Source organism: Streptomyces sp. NPDC046866, assembly GCF_040704625.1.
Classification (GTDB): domain Bacteria; phylum Actinomycetota; class Actinomycetes; order Streptomycetales; family Streptomycetaceae; genus Streptomyces.
In genome coordinates this window covers 1-15,616 of record NZ_JBEYXN010000031.1, presented here as the reverse complement: position 1 = coordinate 15,616, position 15,616 = coordinate 1, and the positions used below count along the sequence as shown (strand labels likewise).

The window sequence follows — 15,616 nt, the reverse complement described above, 5'->3', positions numbered from 1 at the left end:
AATCCGGACAATCGCCCACCGGTGGTCACGCCGAAGCGGCCTGACCGCCCTCACCGCCGCTGTCCCTGACGAACACCAGGCCGTCGACGTGCGCCAGGTGGGCAGGGTCGAGGGGGGCGTAGCCGAACCAGGGGGACGTGCGGTGTGCGGGAGGTGCGGGGGCGAGGGCGGCGGCCAGGCCCCGGGGGTCGACCAGGTGGTGGTCCCCGGGGAGCGCGTAGAGGAGGCCCTCGACGGTGTCCGGCGGCGGGGCGTCCACTCCGCGGTGCCGGATCGTGCCGAGGGCCGTGGCCACGAAGGCGTACGCGCTGCCGAGCCGGGCGCCCACCAGGGCGCCGGCGCCCCACCAGTGCAGCGGCGCTCCGCCCATCCGCATCGTGCTCCTGTCCCGCTGGAGGTGGGAGTTGTGGGCGTGGACGAGGGCCGGGCCGCGGGCGGCGAGGGCGAGGAGGTTGTCGGCCATCATCTGGTCCCGTGCGCTCACCAGCCGGGCCAGGCGGGCCGGCGAGGTGTCGGCCATCCAGTGGTGGTAGCGCAGCAGGCCGGTGGCGGTGCGCGCGTACAGGTGGGCCCGCTCCCGCTCCTCGGGCGAGGCCGCCGTGAGGAGGTGCGGAGCCTGCTGGTCGAGCAGCGCCGTCAGGTCATCGGCGAGCAGCCGCAGCCGGCGGGCTTCGTCCGACCGCCCTGCGGACCGGCCCGGATCCCTCATGGCGGCGGGGTCGGTCCAGCGGTCGTCCGTGCCGAGCAGGGCGTCGAGCGCGTCCCGGGTGCAGGGGAGGAGGTCCGGGTCCAGGTGGGCCGCGAGGTGGTCGTGGAGTGCGGTCAGGGCCTGCCGGGGGCTCTCGGCGCCGGTGATCTCCAGCGGGCCGTCGAATCCGGCGAAGCGGAGCTGCTCGGGCGCGGGCCGGCCGTCGTTGTACGCGCGCATCCAGCGCACGAGCTCCCGGTTGCCGGCGAAGGCGCCCCAGCCGTGGCTGAATCCGTGCTCCATCGCCTCCTCGAGCGTGCCGGTGCCGGAGGTGACGTAATCGTCCACGACCCGGCCCTTCATGCAGTCGACCTCCATGGCGATGGTCCGGTAGCCGGCCTGCTCGACGAGCTGCCGGAAGAGCGCGTTGCGCAGGCCGAGCAGGGTCTCCTCGCCGTGGGTGGGCTCGCCCAGGGCGAGCAGTCGGGGTCGGGTCGGCAGCAGCCCCATGACGGAGGCAGCGTCGACGGCACGGGCGGTGTCCTTGATGTCGGTCGCCATGCCTTCAACGCTATCGTTGAACCCCCGGTTGAAGGTTCGGCGGTCAGCGGGCCGATATCGTCGGCCGCATGGGGAGAAAACTTCAAAGCGGGGAGCGGCTCCGGCCGGTCGATCTGGCGCGCGGGCACGGTCTGTCGACGCAGGCGGTGAGGAACTACGAGGAGGCCGGCATCCTTCCGGCCGCCCGGCGGACGGCCCACGGCCACCGCACCTACACCCCGCTGCACGCGGGGGCCCTGCGGGCGTTCCTCGCCCTGGTGCCGGGCCACGGGCACCGGGCGGCGACGGCGATCATGCGGGCCGTGAACGAGGGCGCGACGGAGGAGGCGCTCCGCCTCGTCGACGAGAGCCACGTCCAACTCCTCGACGACCGGCGGACCCTGGGGGCCGTGGAAGCCGCCCTGCGCGATCTGGAGCCCGGTGCGGGGGCCGGGGCGGGCGCGGGGGCAGGCGCACGTGCCGGTTCCGCCGGGTCCGCCCAGTCCGGCGGCACGTTCATCGGGCCGCTGGCCCGACGGCTCGGCATCCGGCCCGCGACCCTGCGCGCGTGGGAGCGCGCCGGGCTGGTGCGCCCGCGCCGCGACGCGCTCACCGGGTACCGCGTCTACGACGAGGCCGACGTACGCGATGCCCGGCTGGTCCAGCAGCTCAGGCGGGGCGGCTACCTGCTGGAGCAGATCGCCCCGCTGATCACCGAGGTCCGGGCGGCAGGCGGTCTGGAGCCGCTCCAGACGGCGCTGGCCGACTGGCACGGCCGGCTGTCCGCCCGCGGGCGGGCCCTGCTGAGCGGGGCCGCCGCGTTGGAGGCGTACCTGCGTGCGCGCGGGTGAGGGCCGGGCGGCGCCACGGACGCGGGGTCGAGCCGAGGGGCGCTCACCTGGCCGTGCCGATGCCCCGTGCAGGGGCTCCCGCATCGTCGCGCCGCGGCCCGGTCGCGTCCAGCGCAGCCGGGGCTGCCGCCGGGAACGGGTCGGCGGGGGGCGCCCCGGTCCGTCAGCCGGCGTCGGCCTCGGGGTGGGTCTGCGTCCTCAGCGTCCAGTACTCGCCCAGGCACACGTCCGGCAGCGGCGGGAACCGGTGGCCCTTCACATCGGTGCTCCAGTGGTGCTCGCCGCCGCAGTCGCACTCGTAGATGCCGCTGGAGGGCACGATCTCCCCCGGGTGCCACGACGTCTTCTCCTGGCTCATGCCACCAGGTCTACGTCGCCGCCGGCCACGGCGCCACCCAGGCCCCCGGGCGGCCGGTCGACCGCTCCCCCCGCCGGCTGCGGCCCCCTCAGATGCCGGATCGGCCTCCAGGCCCCGCCGGGCGGGCTGAAGCGGCCGGCCGACACCTGGCGCCCGCCTCTGGCCGTGCAGCGGGCGGCGGCCGAGACCGGGCGGGCCGGGGATCCGCCGCCCGAGAAGGTGGCCCGGGATCCGGGAGCGGCTCCCCGCACAACCGGCCGGGCGGCCGGATCGAGGTGGCCGCGGCGCCGGGCCCGGCCGGAGGCGGCCTGACGGTGTCGAGCACCAGGCCGGTGATCGACCGGGAGGACGCGCCCCGCCTGCCGGAGCCGTTCCGGCGCCGGGCCGAGCCCCGCCACAGGGCGGGCGAGGGCGCCGGCCTCGGCCTCTCCCCGGTCGCCTCGATCGCCCGCGCCCACGGCGCCCGCCCGGAGGCGGAGGCGGGCCCGGCGCCGGTCGGGGGCCTGACGGTCCGCGTCCGCTTCGAGGCCGCGGACGGGCCGGCGCCGCAGTCGCTCCGCCCGAATCGCCCGATCCGCGGCATGTGAGGAGTCCCACCCTTCCTTGACCGGGGCAGGAGGGGCTCCCTAGCGTCGATCGGGGGAACCGATCGTGGAGGAAGAACGCGCCCATGGGCATGAGCAGCAGTTCCGTGCGCCGCCGACGGGCGGGAGCCGCAGTGGCGGCGACCGCACTGTGTCTATTGGCGGCGGCCGTACCACCGGCCCTCGCCGCGGCGGAGGACTCCTCCGCCGGCCACGCGCGCACGGCGGCCTCCTCCGGCTCGGCCATGCATTCCGGGTCGGGCCCGGCCCGCACGGTCATTCCGCCGGACATCTCCCGGCTGGCCCAGGGCACGGGCCGGGACATCGCGATCACCATCGACGACGGCCCCGACCCCACGTGGACCCCGCAGGTCCTGCGGGTGCTCCGGCAGAACCACGTCAAGGCCACGTTCTGCATCGTGGGCACCCGCGCCCAGGAGCACCCCGAGCTCGTCCGCGCGGTCGCGGCCGACGGACACCAGCTGTGCGACCACACCGTCGACCACGACGTGACGATGGACCACAAGCCGGTCGCCTACCAGCGGCAGCAGATCCTGGACGGCAAGGCCATGATCGAGAAGGCCGTGCCGGGCGTCGCGGTCACCTACTACCGCGCCCCGGGCGGCGCCTTCACCCCCGAGAGCCGCGCCATAGCCGCGGCGAACGGGATGCGGCCCCTGGGCTGGAGCGTGGACCCCAAGGACTGGAGCCGACCGGGCCTGCCGGCCATCGTCTCCGCGGTGGAGGGCACGCTGCCCGTGCGCCCCACGGTCCTCTTCCACGACGGCGGCGGCGACCGCAGCCAGACCGTGGCCGCCCTCGCGCAGTACCTCCCCTGGCTCAGGGCCCAGGGCTACACCTTCGCCTTCCCGGCCCGGACCGGCCCCTGAGACCCTGAGGCCGGCGGGTCAGCGCAGCGATTCCCTCGGCGGCCGCTCGCGCAGCGCGCCGTACGCGAGGAAGTAGGCCGGGAGCCGGTTCAGCCACCGCGAGTCGGTGACCAGCTCGGTCAGCCGCTTCGCCTTCCTCGGGTCGCCGAACGCGGCCCGGCCGGCCAGCAGCGGCTCGATGACCTGGGCGTGGGCGAGGCGCTGCAGGCCCTGGGTGGCCACGGTGGTGGGCCAGCGGCGGTGCTGGACGCGGCGCACGTCCCGCAGTCCCACCGAGCCTTCGCGCAGCGGGCCCACCAGGTACCGGGCGGCGGCGACCGCGTCCTGTACGGCCAGGTTGATGCCGATGCCGAAGACCGGTGACATGGCGTGGGCGGCGTCCCCGATGCACAGCAGCCCCGGCCGGTGCCAGCGGCGCAGCCGGTCCAGGCGTACGTCGAGCAGCTTGACCTCGTCCCAGGAGGTGACGGCGTGGGCGCGGTCGGCGAGCCAGGGGGCTGCGTCGGTGAACTGGGCCATGAAGCGCTCCAGGCCCGCGGCGCGGCGCTCGGCGTCGGTCCCCTTGGGGATGAGCGCGGCGCACTGCCAGTAGTCGCCGCGGTCGATGAGCGCGGTGAAGAACCTCTCCCCCAGGGCGCCGACGAGCCCGCTGGGGTCCTCCTCGCGGCGCGGCAGCCGGAACCACCAGGCGTCCATCGGGCACGGGAAGCCCTGCAGCCCGAGCTCGGGCAGCTCCCTGGCCAGCGAGGTGCGGCCGTCGCAGGCCACGGTGAGGGTGGCCCTGAGCTCACCGGTGCTGCCGTCGGCGGTGCGGTAGCGCACGCCCGTGACCCGTCCGCCCTCGTTCAGGAAGGACGTCGCCCCGGTGTCCATGCGCAGCCGGAAGGTCGGTTCCCGGCCCGCTTCGTCGGCGAGGAGGTCGAGCAGGTCCCACTGGGGCACCATCGCGATGTAGTTGTACGGGCCGTGCAGCGCTGCGATGTTGCCGATCGTCACCAGGGAGCGGTCCGGGGCGAGGGGCAGCTGCACCGAGGACACGTGGCGCTGCGGCAGCCGGGCGAAGCGTTCGGCGAGGCCGATGTCGTCGAGCAGGGCGAGCGTGGACGGGTGCACGGTGTCGCCGCGGAAGTCGCGCAGGAAGTCACCGTGCTTCTCGAGCACCGTCACCTCCACGCCGGCCCGGGCCAGCAGCAGGCCCAGGACCATGCCGGCGGGCCCGCCGCCCACCACGCAGCAGGTCGTTCGCTCCACGGCCATCCCTTTCTCCGCAGGCCCAGGACGTGGCCCGGGGGACCGCTCCCGCGTCGCGCACGCGTTGCACCGGGTCGCCGTGGGGGGTCTTCCTACCGGTACTGTCCACGCTCCGGACCCGAAAGGGCGCCAGGCACGCCCGGCAGCCGCCGTCCGGGTTGACCCTCCCCCTGCGTCAGGCTCGAGGCTGAGGACGAACGAAAGGGCAGGTCCATGGGATACACGGTGGGTCAGGTCTCGGCTTTTGCCGGGGTGACCGTACGCACGCTGCACCACTACGACAGGACGGGACTGCTCTCGCCCGGAGACCGCAGCCGGGCGGGCTACCGCCGCTACGACGACGCCGACCTCGCACGGCTCCAGCAGATCCTCTTCTACCGGGAACTGGGCTTCCCGCTGGACGAGATAGCCCGGATCCTCGCGGATCCGCAGGCGAACGCGCTGGAGCACCTGCGGGCCCGGCAGCGGCAGCTGGCGGAGGAGATCGGCCGGCTGCAGCGGCTGACCGAGGTGGCCGAGCGGGCGATCGAGGTCCAGCAGACCGGCGTGTCCCTGACGCCCGAGGAGCGCTTCGAGGTCTTCGGCGAGATCGCCTTCGACCTCACCTACGCCACCGACGCGCAGCTGAAGTGGCAGGGTTCCCGGGGGCACCGGGAGGCGATGGCCCGGGCGTCCGCGCACACCAAGGAGGACTGGCGCCGGCTCATGGGCGAGGCCGCGGCCTGGCGGACGGAGCTGCTCGCCGCCTTCGACGACGGCGAACCCGCCGACGGGGAACGGGCCATGGACGTCGCCGAGGGCCACCGGCTGCACGTCTCCCGCTGGTTCACGCCCTGCCCGCCTGACATGCACCGGCGCATCGCCGACGACTTCGCCGTCGACGCGCGCGCCTTCGCGCTCGTCGTGCCGCCGACGCAGCAGCGCCCGGGGCTGGCCGCGTACCTGGCCGGGGCGGTCCACGCCAATGCGTCCCGCCGCACCGGAGCCGACGCCGGCCCGGACGCGGGCGCCGACGCGGACGCGGAGGCGGGTGCGGGAACCGGTTCCGCCGCATCCGTACCGCACGCACCGCAGGTGGGGAAAGACCGATGAGGATCCTGATCGCCACGGCCGGATCGCGCGGCGACGTCGCGCCCTACACCGGGCTGGGCGCCGCCCTGCGCCGCGCCGGGCACGAGGTCGCCCTGGCCGCCACGGAAGCCTTCGCGCCCCTGGCGGCGGAAGCCGGGCTGGAGTTCCGGCGGCTGCCGGCGGACCCCCGGGCGCACGGCGGTGTCCGCTCGCAGCGCGAACTGCTGCGGGCCGCGTCCGCGTTCATGACGGAGCTGGGAGAGGGGTTCGCCGGTGCGGTGGCGCAGGGTACGGACCTGCTCCTGCTGTCCACGACCACCGCCCCGCTCGGCTGGCACGTCTCGGAGGCGACCGGGATACCGGGCCTCGGCGTGTACCTCCAGCCGACCGCGCCGACCGGTGACTTCGCCCCGACCGTGATGGGGACCCGGTCCCTGGGCCGGTTCGGCAACCGCGCCGCCGGGCGGTTCGCGCTGCGCATGGCCGACCGGGTCTTCGAGCCGGCGGTGGCCCGGCTGCGCGAGAGCCTGGGGCTGCCCGCGCTGACCGCCGTAGGGATGCGCCGGCGGCAGGAGCAGGCCGGCTGGCCCGTCCTGCACGGCTTCAGCACGGCGCTGGTGCCGCGCCCCTCCGACTGGGCGCCCGGGCTGGAGGTGACCGGCTCCTGGTGGCCGTACGCCGACCCGCACGGGCAACTCCCCGCGGAGCTGGTGGACTTCCTCGAGGCCGGTCCGCCGCCGGTGCTCGTCGGCTTCGGCAGCATGGCCGCCGGGGAGGGTGAACGCCTCGGCGGGATCGCGGTGCGCGCCCTGCGGCGGGCCGGGCTGCGCGGCGTCCTGCAGTCGGGCAGCGCGGGGCTCGCCGCCGACGGGGGCGGGGACGACGTACTGACCATCGGCGACGTGCCGCACGCGCTGCTGTTCCCCCGGCTGGCGGCCGTCGTCCACCACGCGGGGGCGGGCACGTCGGCGGCGGCGCTGCGCGCGGGGGTCCCGTCGGTCACCGTGCCGGTGGCCGCGGACCAGCCCTTCTGGGCCGCACGGCTGGCCGCGATCGGCGCGGCGCCGGCGCCGGTCCCGTTCCGCTCGCTGACGGCCGAAGGCCTCGCCGGGGCGCTGGTGGACGCGGTGCGGGAGCCGTCGTACGCGCGGGCGGCCGGGGCCGCCGCACGGCACATGGCCCAGGAGGACGGAGCGGGCGCCGTCGTATCGGCCGTGCACCGGCTGGCCGGGTGAGCCGCCGCGGCACCGGGCCACCCGGGTCCTCCCGGCCCGTGCGTGCGCGGGCGGGGAGGACCGGTGTCGGGTGTCAGCGGGTGGCGATGAGGGTGAGCGTGTCGATGACGCGGTTCGAGAAGCCCCACTCGTTGTCGTACCAGGCGACCACCTTGACGTGGCGGCCGTCGACGCGGGTGAGGGCCGAGTCGAAGATCGACGAGGCGGGGTTGCCCACGATGTCGGCCGACACGAGCGGGTCGTCCGAGTACTCCAGGACCCCGGCCAGGGACCCCTGCGCGGCGGTGCGGTACGCCTCCAGCACTTCCTCGCGCGTCACGTCGCGGGCGACGGTCGTGTTGAGCTCGACGATCGAACCCACCGGGACCGGCACGCGGATCGAGTCGCCCGACAGCTTGCCGTCGAGGTTCGGCAGGACGAGGCCGATCGCCTTGGCGGCGCCCGTCGTGGTCGGCACGATGTTGACGGCCGCGGCGCGGGCGCGGCGGGGGTCGCGGTGCGGGCCGTCCTGCAGGTTCTGCTCCTGCGTGTAGGCGTGGACCGTCGTCATGAAGCCGTGCTCGATGCCGGCGAGCTCGTCGAGTACGGCGGCCAGCGGCGCGAGCGCGTTGGTCGTGCACGAGGCGTTCGAGACGACCGTGTGCGCGTCCGGGTCGTAGGCGTCGGTGTTGACGCCGTACGCGAGCGTGACGTCGGCGCCGTCGGAGGGGGCGCTGACCAGGACCTTCTTCGCACCGGCCTTGATGTGGGCGCGGGCGGCCTCGGCGGAGGTGAAGCGTCCGGTCGCTTCGAGCACGATGTCGATGCCGAGCTCGGCCCACGGCAGCTGCTCCGGCTCCCGCTCGGCGAGCACCGTGATGCGGCGGCCGTCGACGACGAGCGCGTTGCCCTCGGCCGTCACCGGGCGGCCGAGCCGGCCGGAGGTGCTGTCGTACGCGAGGAGCCGCGCGAGCGCAGTGGGCTCGGAGAGGTCGTTGACGGCGACCACCTCGAGGTCGCTGTCGCGTTCGAGCAGAGCGCGCAGCACGTTGCGTCCGATGCGGCCGAATCCGTTGATGGCGATGCGAGTCATGAGCGGTGTCCCCTTCTGTTCGCCACCAGGTTCGCGCGTGCCGTCCGGCCCCGACAGTGGCGAGATTGCCACGGTTCGAAAGTATCCCGCCACCCTTCGCCGGGCGGGGTGCCGGCGCGGCTACTCGCCCCGGGTGAAGGTGCGCCGGTACTCGGTCGGGCTGGTGCCGAGGATGCGCTGGAAGTGCAGCCGCAGGTTGGCGCCGGTGCCGAGGCCGACGTCGGCGGCGATCTGCTCGACGCTCCGCTCCGAGCGTTCGAGCAGCTCACGTGCGACGTCGACCCGGGCCCGCATGATCCACTGCATCGGCGTGTACCCCGTGTCCTGGGCGAACCGCCGGGAGAACGTGCGCGGCGACACCGCCGCGTGCTGGGCGAGCGCTTCGAGGGTCAGGGGCTCGCCCAGCCGGTGCAGCGCCCATTCGCGGGTGGCGGCGAAGCGTTCGCCGAGCGGCTCGGGCACGCTGCGCGGCAGGTACTGCGCCTGGCCGCCGCTGCGGTACGGGGCCGCGACCAGCCGCCGGGCCGCATGGTTCGAGGCGGCCACGCCGAGGTCGCCGCGCAGGATGTGCAGGCACAGGTCGATGCCCGAGGCGGCGCCGGCCGAGGTCAGCACACTGCCCTCGTCGACGAACAGGACGTTCTCGTCGAGCCGGACGAGCGGATGCTTCGCCACGAGCGCCCGGGCGTAGTGCCAGTGGGTCGTGGCCCGCTTGCCGTCGAGCAGGCCCGTGGCGGCGAGCGCGAACGCGCCCGTGGAGATGGCGGCCAGCCGCGCGCCGCGCCGGTGGGCGGCGACCAGCGCGTCGACCACGTCCTGCGGCGGGTCGTCGCGGTCCGGGAACCGGTAGCCGGGGACGAAGACGATGTCGGCCCACTCCAGCGCCTCCAGCCCGTGGGTGACGGAGTACGACAGGCCGTCGCCGCCCGTCACGGGGCCGGGCGACGCGCCGCAGACCCGCACCTCGTACGGCATGCTCGCCCTGGTGCTGAAGACCTGTGCGGGAATGCCGACGTCGAGCGGCTTGGCGCCCTCCAGGACGAGGACGGCGACACGGTGCAGGCGGGGAGCGGGGGCGGGGGCCGAGGCGGAGGCGGAGGCGGACACGTGACCGAGGGTACGCGGGCGCCCGGACCGCCTGGAAAACCCGTGTGCGCCCGCGGGGAATTCCCCTGTTGCACCGGTCCCCCGCGCTCCTCGCCCTCGACGCCGGGCCGGGATGCGCAGCGCATCCCGGCTCCATGTCGCCCGGCGGTCGGCGGCAGGTGGCCGGCGGCCTCGGGTCAGCCGGTCAGATGGCCGAGGGCCACGGCGGCGTGGAGCGCCGTGCCCGTGGCCATGGCGGCCTCGTCGAAGACCACGCGGTTGGAGTGGCAGTCGGGCGTGCCCTCGGCCGGGAGTCCGGCGGGGCGGGCTCCGAGGACCGCCATGGTGCCGGGGACGCGCTGCAGGACGTAGGAGAAGTCCTCCGCGCCCATGACGGGATCCGGCAGGTCGTGCACGGCCTCCGCCCCGAGGAGCGCGGTGGCGGCACGGTGGACGGCGGCGGTGAAGTCCGGGTCGTTGAGCAGGGGCGGGTAGCCCTCGGTCAGGACCACCTCCGCCTCGGCGCCGTACGCGGCCGCGACGTGGCGGGCGGTGCGCTCGATGCCGGTGCGCACCGCCTCGCGGGTGGCGGGGGTGAGGGTGCGGAAGGTGCCGTGGAGCTCGGCCGTCTCGGGGATGACGTTCGTGGTCGTGCCGGCCGCGATACGGGCGATGGTGACCACCGCCGGGTCGAAGACGTTCACGCTGCGGGTCACCATCGTCTGCAGGGCCCCGACGATCGCGCAGGCCACCGGGACCGGGTCCAGGGCGCGGTGCGGGGCTGCGGCGTGGCCGCCGCGGCCCCGTACGGTGATGTGGATCTGGTCGGCGGCGGCATACGTCGGGCCGTGCCGCAGGTGTACGGTGCCGGACTCGAAGCGGGTGGTGACGTGCATCGCGAAGGCGGCGTCCACGCCCTTGCCGTCGGCGGTGTCCAGGACGCCTTCGTCGATCATGCGTGCGGCGCCGCCGCCGCTCTCCTCGGCGGGCTGGAACATGAACACCACCCGCCCCGCCAGTTCGTGGCGGCGGCCCGAGAGCAGGCGGCAGGCGCCGACGAGCATCGCGGTGTGCAGGTCGTGCCCGCAGGCGTGCATGGCGCCGGGCAGCCGTGAGGCGTACTCCAGGCCGGTCTCCTCGCCCAGGGGCAGGGCGTCCATGTCGGCGCGCAGCAGGATCGTCGGGCCGGGGCGCGCGCCGTCCAGGGTGGCGGTGAGCGAACTGAGGCCGCGGCCGGGGGCGAGGGTCAGCGGGAGTCCGGCGAGGGCGGCCAGGACCTGCTCCTGGGTGTGGGGCAGGTGCGGACCCACCTCGGGGTGGCGGTGCACGGCGCGGCGTACGGCGATGAGGTCCGGCAGCAGCGCGCGGGCCTCGCGCAGGAGTTCGGCCGGGTGCTCTGTCGTGTCGCCCTGGACGGTCATCGATGGCTCTCCCTGTGCGGCGGTCGGCGGCGGGTCGGGGCGGTTCGTGCGGTGTGGTGCTGGACGATACGGGGCCGTCGTCGGGGCGTCCGGGGACAACGCCGATCCGGCGCGCGTCACGTCAGGCCCGGCTCCGCCGCGGGGAGGGCGGCCAGCAGGTTCCGGCCGAGGCGCAGGTGGCGGTGGCCGTGTTCGAGCAGTGCCCCGGCTTCGCCGAGGGTCCGGGTCAGCAGGGCGCGGGCGTCGTCGGGGCGGTCCGAGGCGGCCAGGGCCCGGGCCCATTCCAGCCGGGCGTAGATCGTGTGGGGGTGGTCGGAGCCCATGACGCGCGTGCGGTCGGCCACCAGCGACTCCCACGCCTCGGCGGCCTGGGCGGCGCGGCCGGCCCGGGCGGCGAGCGCGGCGCGGCTGCTGCGGACGGCGAGGGTGTGCGGATCGTCGGGGCCGAGGCACCGTTCGGCGTCGGCCTGCAGTTCGGTCAGCCGGTGCTCGGCCAGGGCGGGGTCGTCGGCGCCGTACCAGATCAGACTTCGCCGGACGGCCAGGACCTGGGGGTGGCCGGGGCCTTCGACGCGCAGCCGGTCGGCGAGCAGCCGGTCCAGCTGGCGGGCGGCCTCCGCCCGGGCGCCCGACTGGCCCGTGAAGTAGGCGAGCTGGTGCCGGGCGGCCAGGGTGTCCGGGTGGTCGGCGCCGAGCACCGCCGCGGCGTCGGCGGCCAGGGCGGCGAACCGGGCGGCCGCGGCGTGCGGGTTGCCGGCCTCGCCCGTGAAGTAGGCCAACTGGTGGCGGGCGGCCAGGGTGTCGGGGTGGCGGGGGCCGAGCCGGTCCTCGCGGCGCCGGGTGATCCCGGCGAGCTCGGCGGCGGCCCGGCGCGGCTGTCCCGCGTCCCCGACCGTGATGGCGAGGAGGAAGTCCGCGCCCGCCACCCCGTTCAGCCGGGCCCGGGACAGCGCCTCGGCGGCCCTTCGCGGCCGGCCGTCCTGGTGGGCCTGGAGCCCGATGTCGTAGGTCTCGGCCGGCGTCACCCTTGTGATCAGCGCCTGCCAGAGGTGGTCCGGGACCGGCGGCAGGCCCGGCGCGTTCAGCAGGTAGTCGAAGGCCGCGTACCCCTGGGTGTAGTTGCCGACGAGCAGGCCGCTGGTGGCGTAGGCGGCCGTGCAGGCCCAGTCCATCGCCGCATCGAAGGGCTCCGGCTGCAGGTCGCCGCCGCCCCGGGCCGTCAGGTACGGCACGTGCAGTTCGCGCAGCCACTCCCGGCTGACCGGCCTGCGCAGCCCGGCACGCCGGCAGTCCACGGCGGCGGCCACCACGGCCGCGCCGCGCGGATTGGCCCCGGGAGCCCAGGCGTTCTGCCAGGTGGCGAGCAGTTCGGGCCCCGCGGCGAGGACTTCGGCGATCCCGAAGCGTTCCCCGGCCCGCAGGGCCGCGCCGATGCGCGGATCCTGCCGGTGGGCCAGGGCCCGTCGGCGCTCCGCCGCCGACCAGTGCCGGGCGAGCCGGACCACCACCGCCCGCTGGAGGACGTCCCTCTGGGTGCGCCAGGCGTCGCGGTCGGAGCCGGTCAGCCGGCTCTCCTCGCGGGCGTCGAAGCGGCGGTACTCCTGGGTGCGCATGGTGGCCAGCACCACCCGCCGCCCCGGCCGGCCCGCCCACAGCCCGGCCAGCATCGAGGCGGTCAGGCCGCCCGCGCCGAGGAAGTCCTCCAGGTCGTCCAGCCACAGCACCGAGCGGCGCCGGCGCGCGGCCACCCGTAACGCCTCCGCCAGTGCCGCCCGGCTCAGGGGGCGGACGAAGGCGTGCCGCGGAAAGAGCGCGCGGGCCACCTCGTGCGCCAGCCGGGACTTGCCGGCCGTGGACTCCCCCACCAGCAGGACGAATCCCGCCCGGCCGAGGGCCTCGCGCAGCCGGGGTTCCGCATCGCGGGGGATGTACGCGGGCGGCGCGCCGGGTATCCGGCTCCCGTCGGCGGGGTGGCCGTCCGCGGGGTGTGCGCCGGCCAGCTCGGGGCGGTCCACCCGGCGCACCGAGGGGATCCGGCCCGAGGGGGTGCGCAGCAGTCCGGCCGGGCCGGCTGCGTCCGCTGCCGGGTGGGCGCCGGTGCGGTGCTGCGGCTGGAGCCGCTCGGCGGCCAGCCCGGACAGGGTGGTCACGGCGGCACCGATGCCGGTGGCCCATGCCCCGCTGGTCCACAGCGAGGCGAGGGCCAGAGCCACCGCACCGAGGCACACCGCCCCCAGATAGGCCGGCCAGCCGGGCGCCCGGCCGTTCCCCCGTACCCGCAACAGCGGCATGTCGCCCCCCGCACGTCCCGTGGCCTGCCGCCATTTTCACCCCGGGGCGCCGTTTCGGTACCGGGGTTGACCGGACGATCCGCGACCGCGGACCGGGCCCGTGTCCCGGGCACGGGCCGGCGTCCTGTGCCGGCCGGCCCGGGTTGCTGCCGTGGCGCAACGGCGCTCGCCGGGGCCAGGTGTCGGCCACGGGGTTCGAGGAGCTGCACGCGAGCCCGTCGCCGGGCGAGCAGCACGAGCTGGAGGAGCGGCAGTCGGCCCTGGTCATGCCGGACGACGAGGACGTCGGTGCTCCGCCGAACCGGCCGACGGTGGACCTGGCCGCCGGAACGGCGGTCGTACGGCCGGCGGGCTCCGAGCGGTAGGAGCACCGCCCCCGCCCCTTGCGTCCCGCTGCGCCGGTCCGGCTCGAGCTTGAACCTGACACCGGTGTCAACTCCTAGCCTGTCGCCCTCACAGCAACGGTGCACGGAGGAGAGAGCGATGAGTGACCTGACCGGCAAGGTGGCGCTGGTGACCGGCGGCAGCCGCGGGATCGGCGCGGCGACGGCCCGGCGGCTGGCGGAGGCAGGGGCGTCGGTTGCGCTGACCTACCTCCGGGCGGCGGACCGGGCGCGCGAGGTCGCCGAGCGGATCGAGGCGCGCGGCGGCAGGGCCGTGGCCGTCCGGGCCGACCTGACGGAGCCGACTGCCGCGGCGGAGGCGGTGGAGCAGACGGTACGGGAACTGGGCCGCATCGACATCCTGGTCAACAACGCGGGCTTCCTCACCCACGGCCCGCTGGAGGAGGTGACCGCCGCGGAACTGGACCGGGTGCTCGCCGCGGACGTGCGCTCGGTGTTCCTGGCCTCCCAGGCCGCCGCGCGGCACATGGCCGACGGCGGGCGGATCATCAGCATCGGATCCTGCTTCAACGGGCGCGTTCCCGGCTCGAACTTCGTCCTGCAGGCCACCGCCAAGTCCGCGCTCATCGGTCTGACCAGGGGACTTGCCCGGGAGCTGGGGCCGCGCGGCATCACCGCCACCATCGTGGACCCCGGTCCGATCGACACCGACATGAACCCGGCCGACGGCGAGACCGCGGACCACCAGCGCTCCCTCACCGCCCTCGGGAGGTACGGCCGGGCCGAGGACATCGCCGCCGCGGTGGCCTACCTGGCGGGTCCCGGCGGCCGCTACATCACCGGCACCTCCCTCGCCGTGGACGGCGGCTACACCGCCTGACGGCTGCCTCCCGCCGGGACCGGGAGCCGACCCGGCCGGCGCGGCGGCCCCGCCCCGCCCGCCCCGAAGCCCCGCGGAGCGATCACCACCCGTGTTCGGGCGTGGCGTTTTCCGCGCCCGGCGCCCGGCATTTCCGGTCGTCTGCATTTCCATGTTTGAAATGCCGCGGCCGGTGCATACGGATGGACACAGGACACATACGGTGGCGAGAGGAACTCCATGGGCATCATCGGTTGGATTCTTCTGGGCCTGCTCGCCGGCATCATCGCGAAGGCGCTGATGCCGGGCCGGGACCCCGGCGGATGCATTCTGACCATATTGATCGGCATTGCCGGTGCCCTTCTGGGCGGATGGCTCGGAAAGGTCATATTCCACGTCGACTCCATTGACGGCTTCTTCGAGCTCTCCACGTGGATCGCCGCCATTGTCGGTTCCCTCATCCTCCTGGCGATCTATCGCCTGGTGGCCGGCCGGAGGCATTCGTGAGGCTCGTTCCCGGACGGCATCGACACAGGAGGTGGGGCCGGCGGTGGAGCAGGCGATGGACGCCCCGGGCCGTCCGCCGCCGCGTCCTGCTGCGGGCGACGGCATGGGGCATGCGGCTGACGGCGGCCGGCGCCTTCTGGGCGCTGCGCCACGGGCTGCGGGTCGCGTTCCGGGCCACGGCGCCCCACCGCTCCCCACTGGCGGGCGGGCGGTGGCCGTGACGCGGACCGCTACGAGAGGAGGGACGCCATGAGCGGCAGCGAGAAGATCAAGGCGAAGGCCGAGCAATTCGTCGGCAAGACCGTGAGGAAGACGGCGCACGTCCTGGGCAACAAGACCACGGAGGCCAAGGGGAGCGCCTTGGAGGCCCGCGGAAAGGCCCGGGAGGTCAAGGAGCGGGGAAAGGGCCACTTCAAGCACTGACCCGTCGCGCCTTCGCGGCCGAGGCCCCGGCTTTCGCAGCCGGGGCGGCAGGGCACCGTCGGTCGCACACGGCGTGCGTCGGGCTCGTCGGGATGTCCGTCCCTCTCAGACGTCCAGCTGGTCCGCGACCGCGCGCAGCAGACCG

The 15,616-nt window shown here is 75.4% G+C and carries 16 protein-coding genes; 9 read left to right on the top strand and 7 right to left on the bottom strand.

Annotated features, from left to right (window positions below):
- Positions 1-25: 25 nt before the first annotated feature.
- On the bottom strand, positions 26-1,249 hold the full coding sequence (locus AB0953_RS31290) for an erythromycin esterase family protein (protein WP_366862950.1): 1,224 nt from the start codon (positions 1,247-1,249) through the stop codon (positions 26-28).
- 68 nt (positions 1,250-1,317) lie between these two features.
- Between AB0953_RS31290 and AB0953_RS31285 the strand changes: the two genes are divergently transcribed.
- Positions 1,318-2,079: a TioE family transcriptional regulator gene (locus AB0953_RS31285; protein WP_366862949.1), complete on the top strand. Its 762-nt coding sequence runs from the start codon at positions 1,318-1,320 to the stop codon at positions 2,077-2,079.
- A gap of 163 nt (positions 2,080-2,242) precedes the next feature.
- Here the strand turns inward: AB0953_RS31285 and AB0953_RS31280 are convergent, their stop codons facing one another.
- A complete protein-coding gene (locus AB0953_RS31280) occupies positions 2,243-2,437 on the bottom strand; it encodes a hypothetical protein (RefSeq protein WP_366862948.1) in 195 nt (64 codons plus the stop codon).
- Between the two features lie 314 nt (positions 2,438-2,751).
- On the opposite strand from AB0953_RS31280, the gene AB0953_RS31275 reads away from it, so the two are divergent.
- On the top strand, positions 2,752-3,024 hold the full coding sequence (locus AB0953_RS31275) for a hypothetical protein (RefSeq protein ID WP_366862947.1): 273 nt from the start codon (positions 2,752-2,754) through the stop codon (positions 3,022-3,024).
- Between the two features lie 89 nt (positions 3,025-3,113).
- A complete protein-coding gene (locus AB0953_RS31270; RefSeq protein ID WP_366862946.1) occupies positions 3,114-3,911 on the top strand; it encodes a polysaccharide deacetylase family protein in 798 nt (265 codons plus the stop codon).
- 18 nt (positions 3,912-3,929) lie between these two features.
- Here AB0953_RS31270 and AB0953_RS31265 read toward each other — a convergent pair whose 3' ends face one another.
- Positions 3,930-5,168 (bottom strand): FAD-dependent oxidoreductase, encoded by a 1,239-nt coding sequence (locus tag AB0953_RS31265; protein ID WP_366862945.1) that lies wholly within the window; start codon positions 5,166-5,168, stop codon positions 3,930-3,932.
- Positions 5,169-5,375: 207 nt separating this feature from the next.
- Between AB0953_RS31265 and AB0953_RS31260 the strand changes: the two genes are divergently transcribed.
- Entirely contained in the window at positions 5,376-6,254 is an 879-nt protein-coding gene (locus tag AB0953_RS31260) for a MerR family transcriptional regulator (RefSeq protein ID WP_366862944.1), read from the top strand.
- Complete coding sequence (locus AB0953_RS31255) at positions 6,251-7,468, top strand: glycosyltransferase (RefSeq protein WP_366862943.1); 1,218 nt, start codon at positions 6,251-6,253, stop codon at positions 7,466-7,468. Before AB0953_RS31260 ends, AB0953_RS31255 begins: the two co-directional genes overlap by 4 nt.
- A gap of 73 nt (positions 7,469-7,541) precedes the next feature.
- Here AB0953_RS31255 and gap read toward each other — a convergent pair whose 3' ends face one another.
- The 4 genes from gap to AB0953_RS31235 all read right to left on the bottom strand — a co-directional run bounded on the left by gap (position 7,542) and on the right by AB0953_RS31235 (position 13,338).
- Positions 7,542-8,540, bottom strand: coding sequence for a type I glyceraldehyde-3-phosphate dehydrogenase (gene gap, locus AB0953_RS31250; protein WP_366862942.1), 999 nt, complete (start codon positions 8,538-8,540; stop codon positions 7,542-7,544).
- Positions 8,541-8,660: 120 nt separating this feature from the next.
- Positions 8,661-9,647 (bottom strand): helix-turn-helix domain-containing protein, encoded by a 987-nt coding sequence (locus AB0953_RS31245; protein WP_366862941.1) that lies wholly within the window; start codon positions 9,645-9,647, stop codon positions 8,661-8,663.
- 176 nt (positions 9,648-9,823) lie between these two features.
- Entirely contained in the window at positions 9,824-11,047 is a 1,224-nt protein-coding gene (locus AB0953_RS31240; RefSeq protein WP_366862940.1) for a M20 family metallopeptidase, read from the bottom strand.
- A 116-nt stretch (positions 11,048-11,163) separates the two neighbouring features.
- Positions 11,164-13,338 carry a tetratricopeptide repeat protein gene (locus AB0953_RS31235; protein WP_366862939.1) on the bottom strand — a complete coding sequence of 725 codons (2,175 nt, stop codon included), beginning with the start codon at positions 13,336-13,338 and terminating at the stop codon, positions 11,164-11,166.
- A gap of 179 nt (positions 13,339-13,517) precedes the next feature.
- Here AB0953_RS31235 and AB0953_RS31230 point away from each other — a divergent pair, with 179 nt between their 5' ends.
- The 4 genes from AB0953_RS31230 (at position 13,518) to AB0953_RS31215 (ending at position 15,471) form a co-directional block, all read left to right on the top strand.
- Complete coding sequence (locus AB0953_RS31230) at positions 13,518-13,703, top strand: DUF6191 domain-containing protein (RefSeq protein ID WP_366862938.1); 186 nt, start codon at positions 13,518-13,520, stop codon at positions 13,701-13,703.
- Positions 13,704-13,821: 118 nt separating this feature from the next.
- Positions 13,822-14,562, top strand: coding sequence for a 3-oxoacyl-ACP reductase family protein (locus AB0953_RS31225; RefSeq protein ID WP_366862937.1), 741 nt, complete (start codon positions 13,822-13,824; stop codon positions 14,560-14,562).
- A gap of 219 nt (positions 14,563-14,781) precedes the next feature.
- Complete coding sequence (locus tag AB0953_RS31220; protein WP_366862936.1) at positions 14,782-15,048, top strand: GlsB/YeaQ/YmgE family stress response membrane protein; 267 nt, start codon at positions 14,782-14,784, stop codon at positions 15,046-15,048.
- Between the two features lie 249 nt (positions 15,049-15,297).
- Positions 15,298-15,471: a hypothetical protein gene (locus tag AB0953_RS31215; RefSeq protein ID WP_366862935.1), complete on the top strand. Its 174-nt coding sequence runs from the start codon at positions 15,298-15,300 to the stop codon at positions 15,469-15,471.
- The last annotated feature ends 145 nt before the right edge of the window (positions 15,472-15,616 follow it).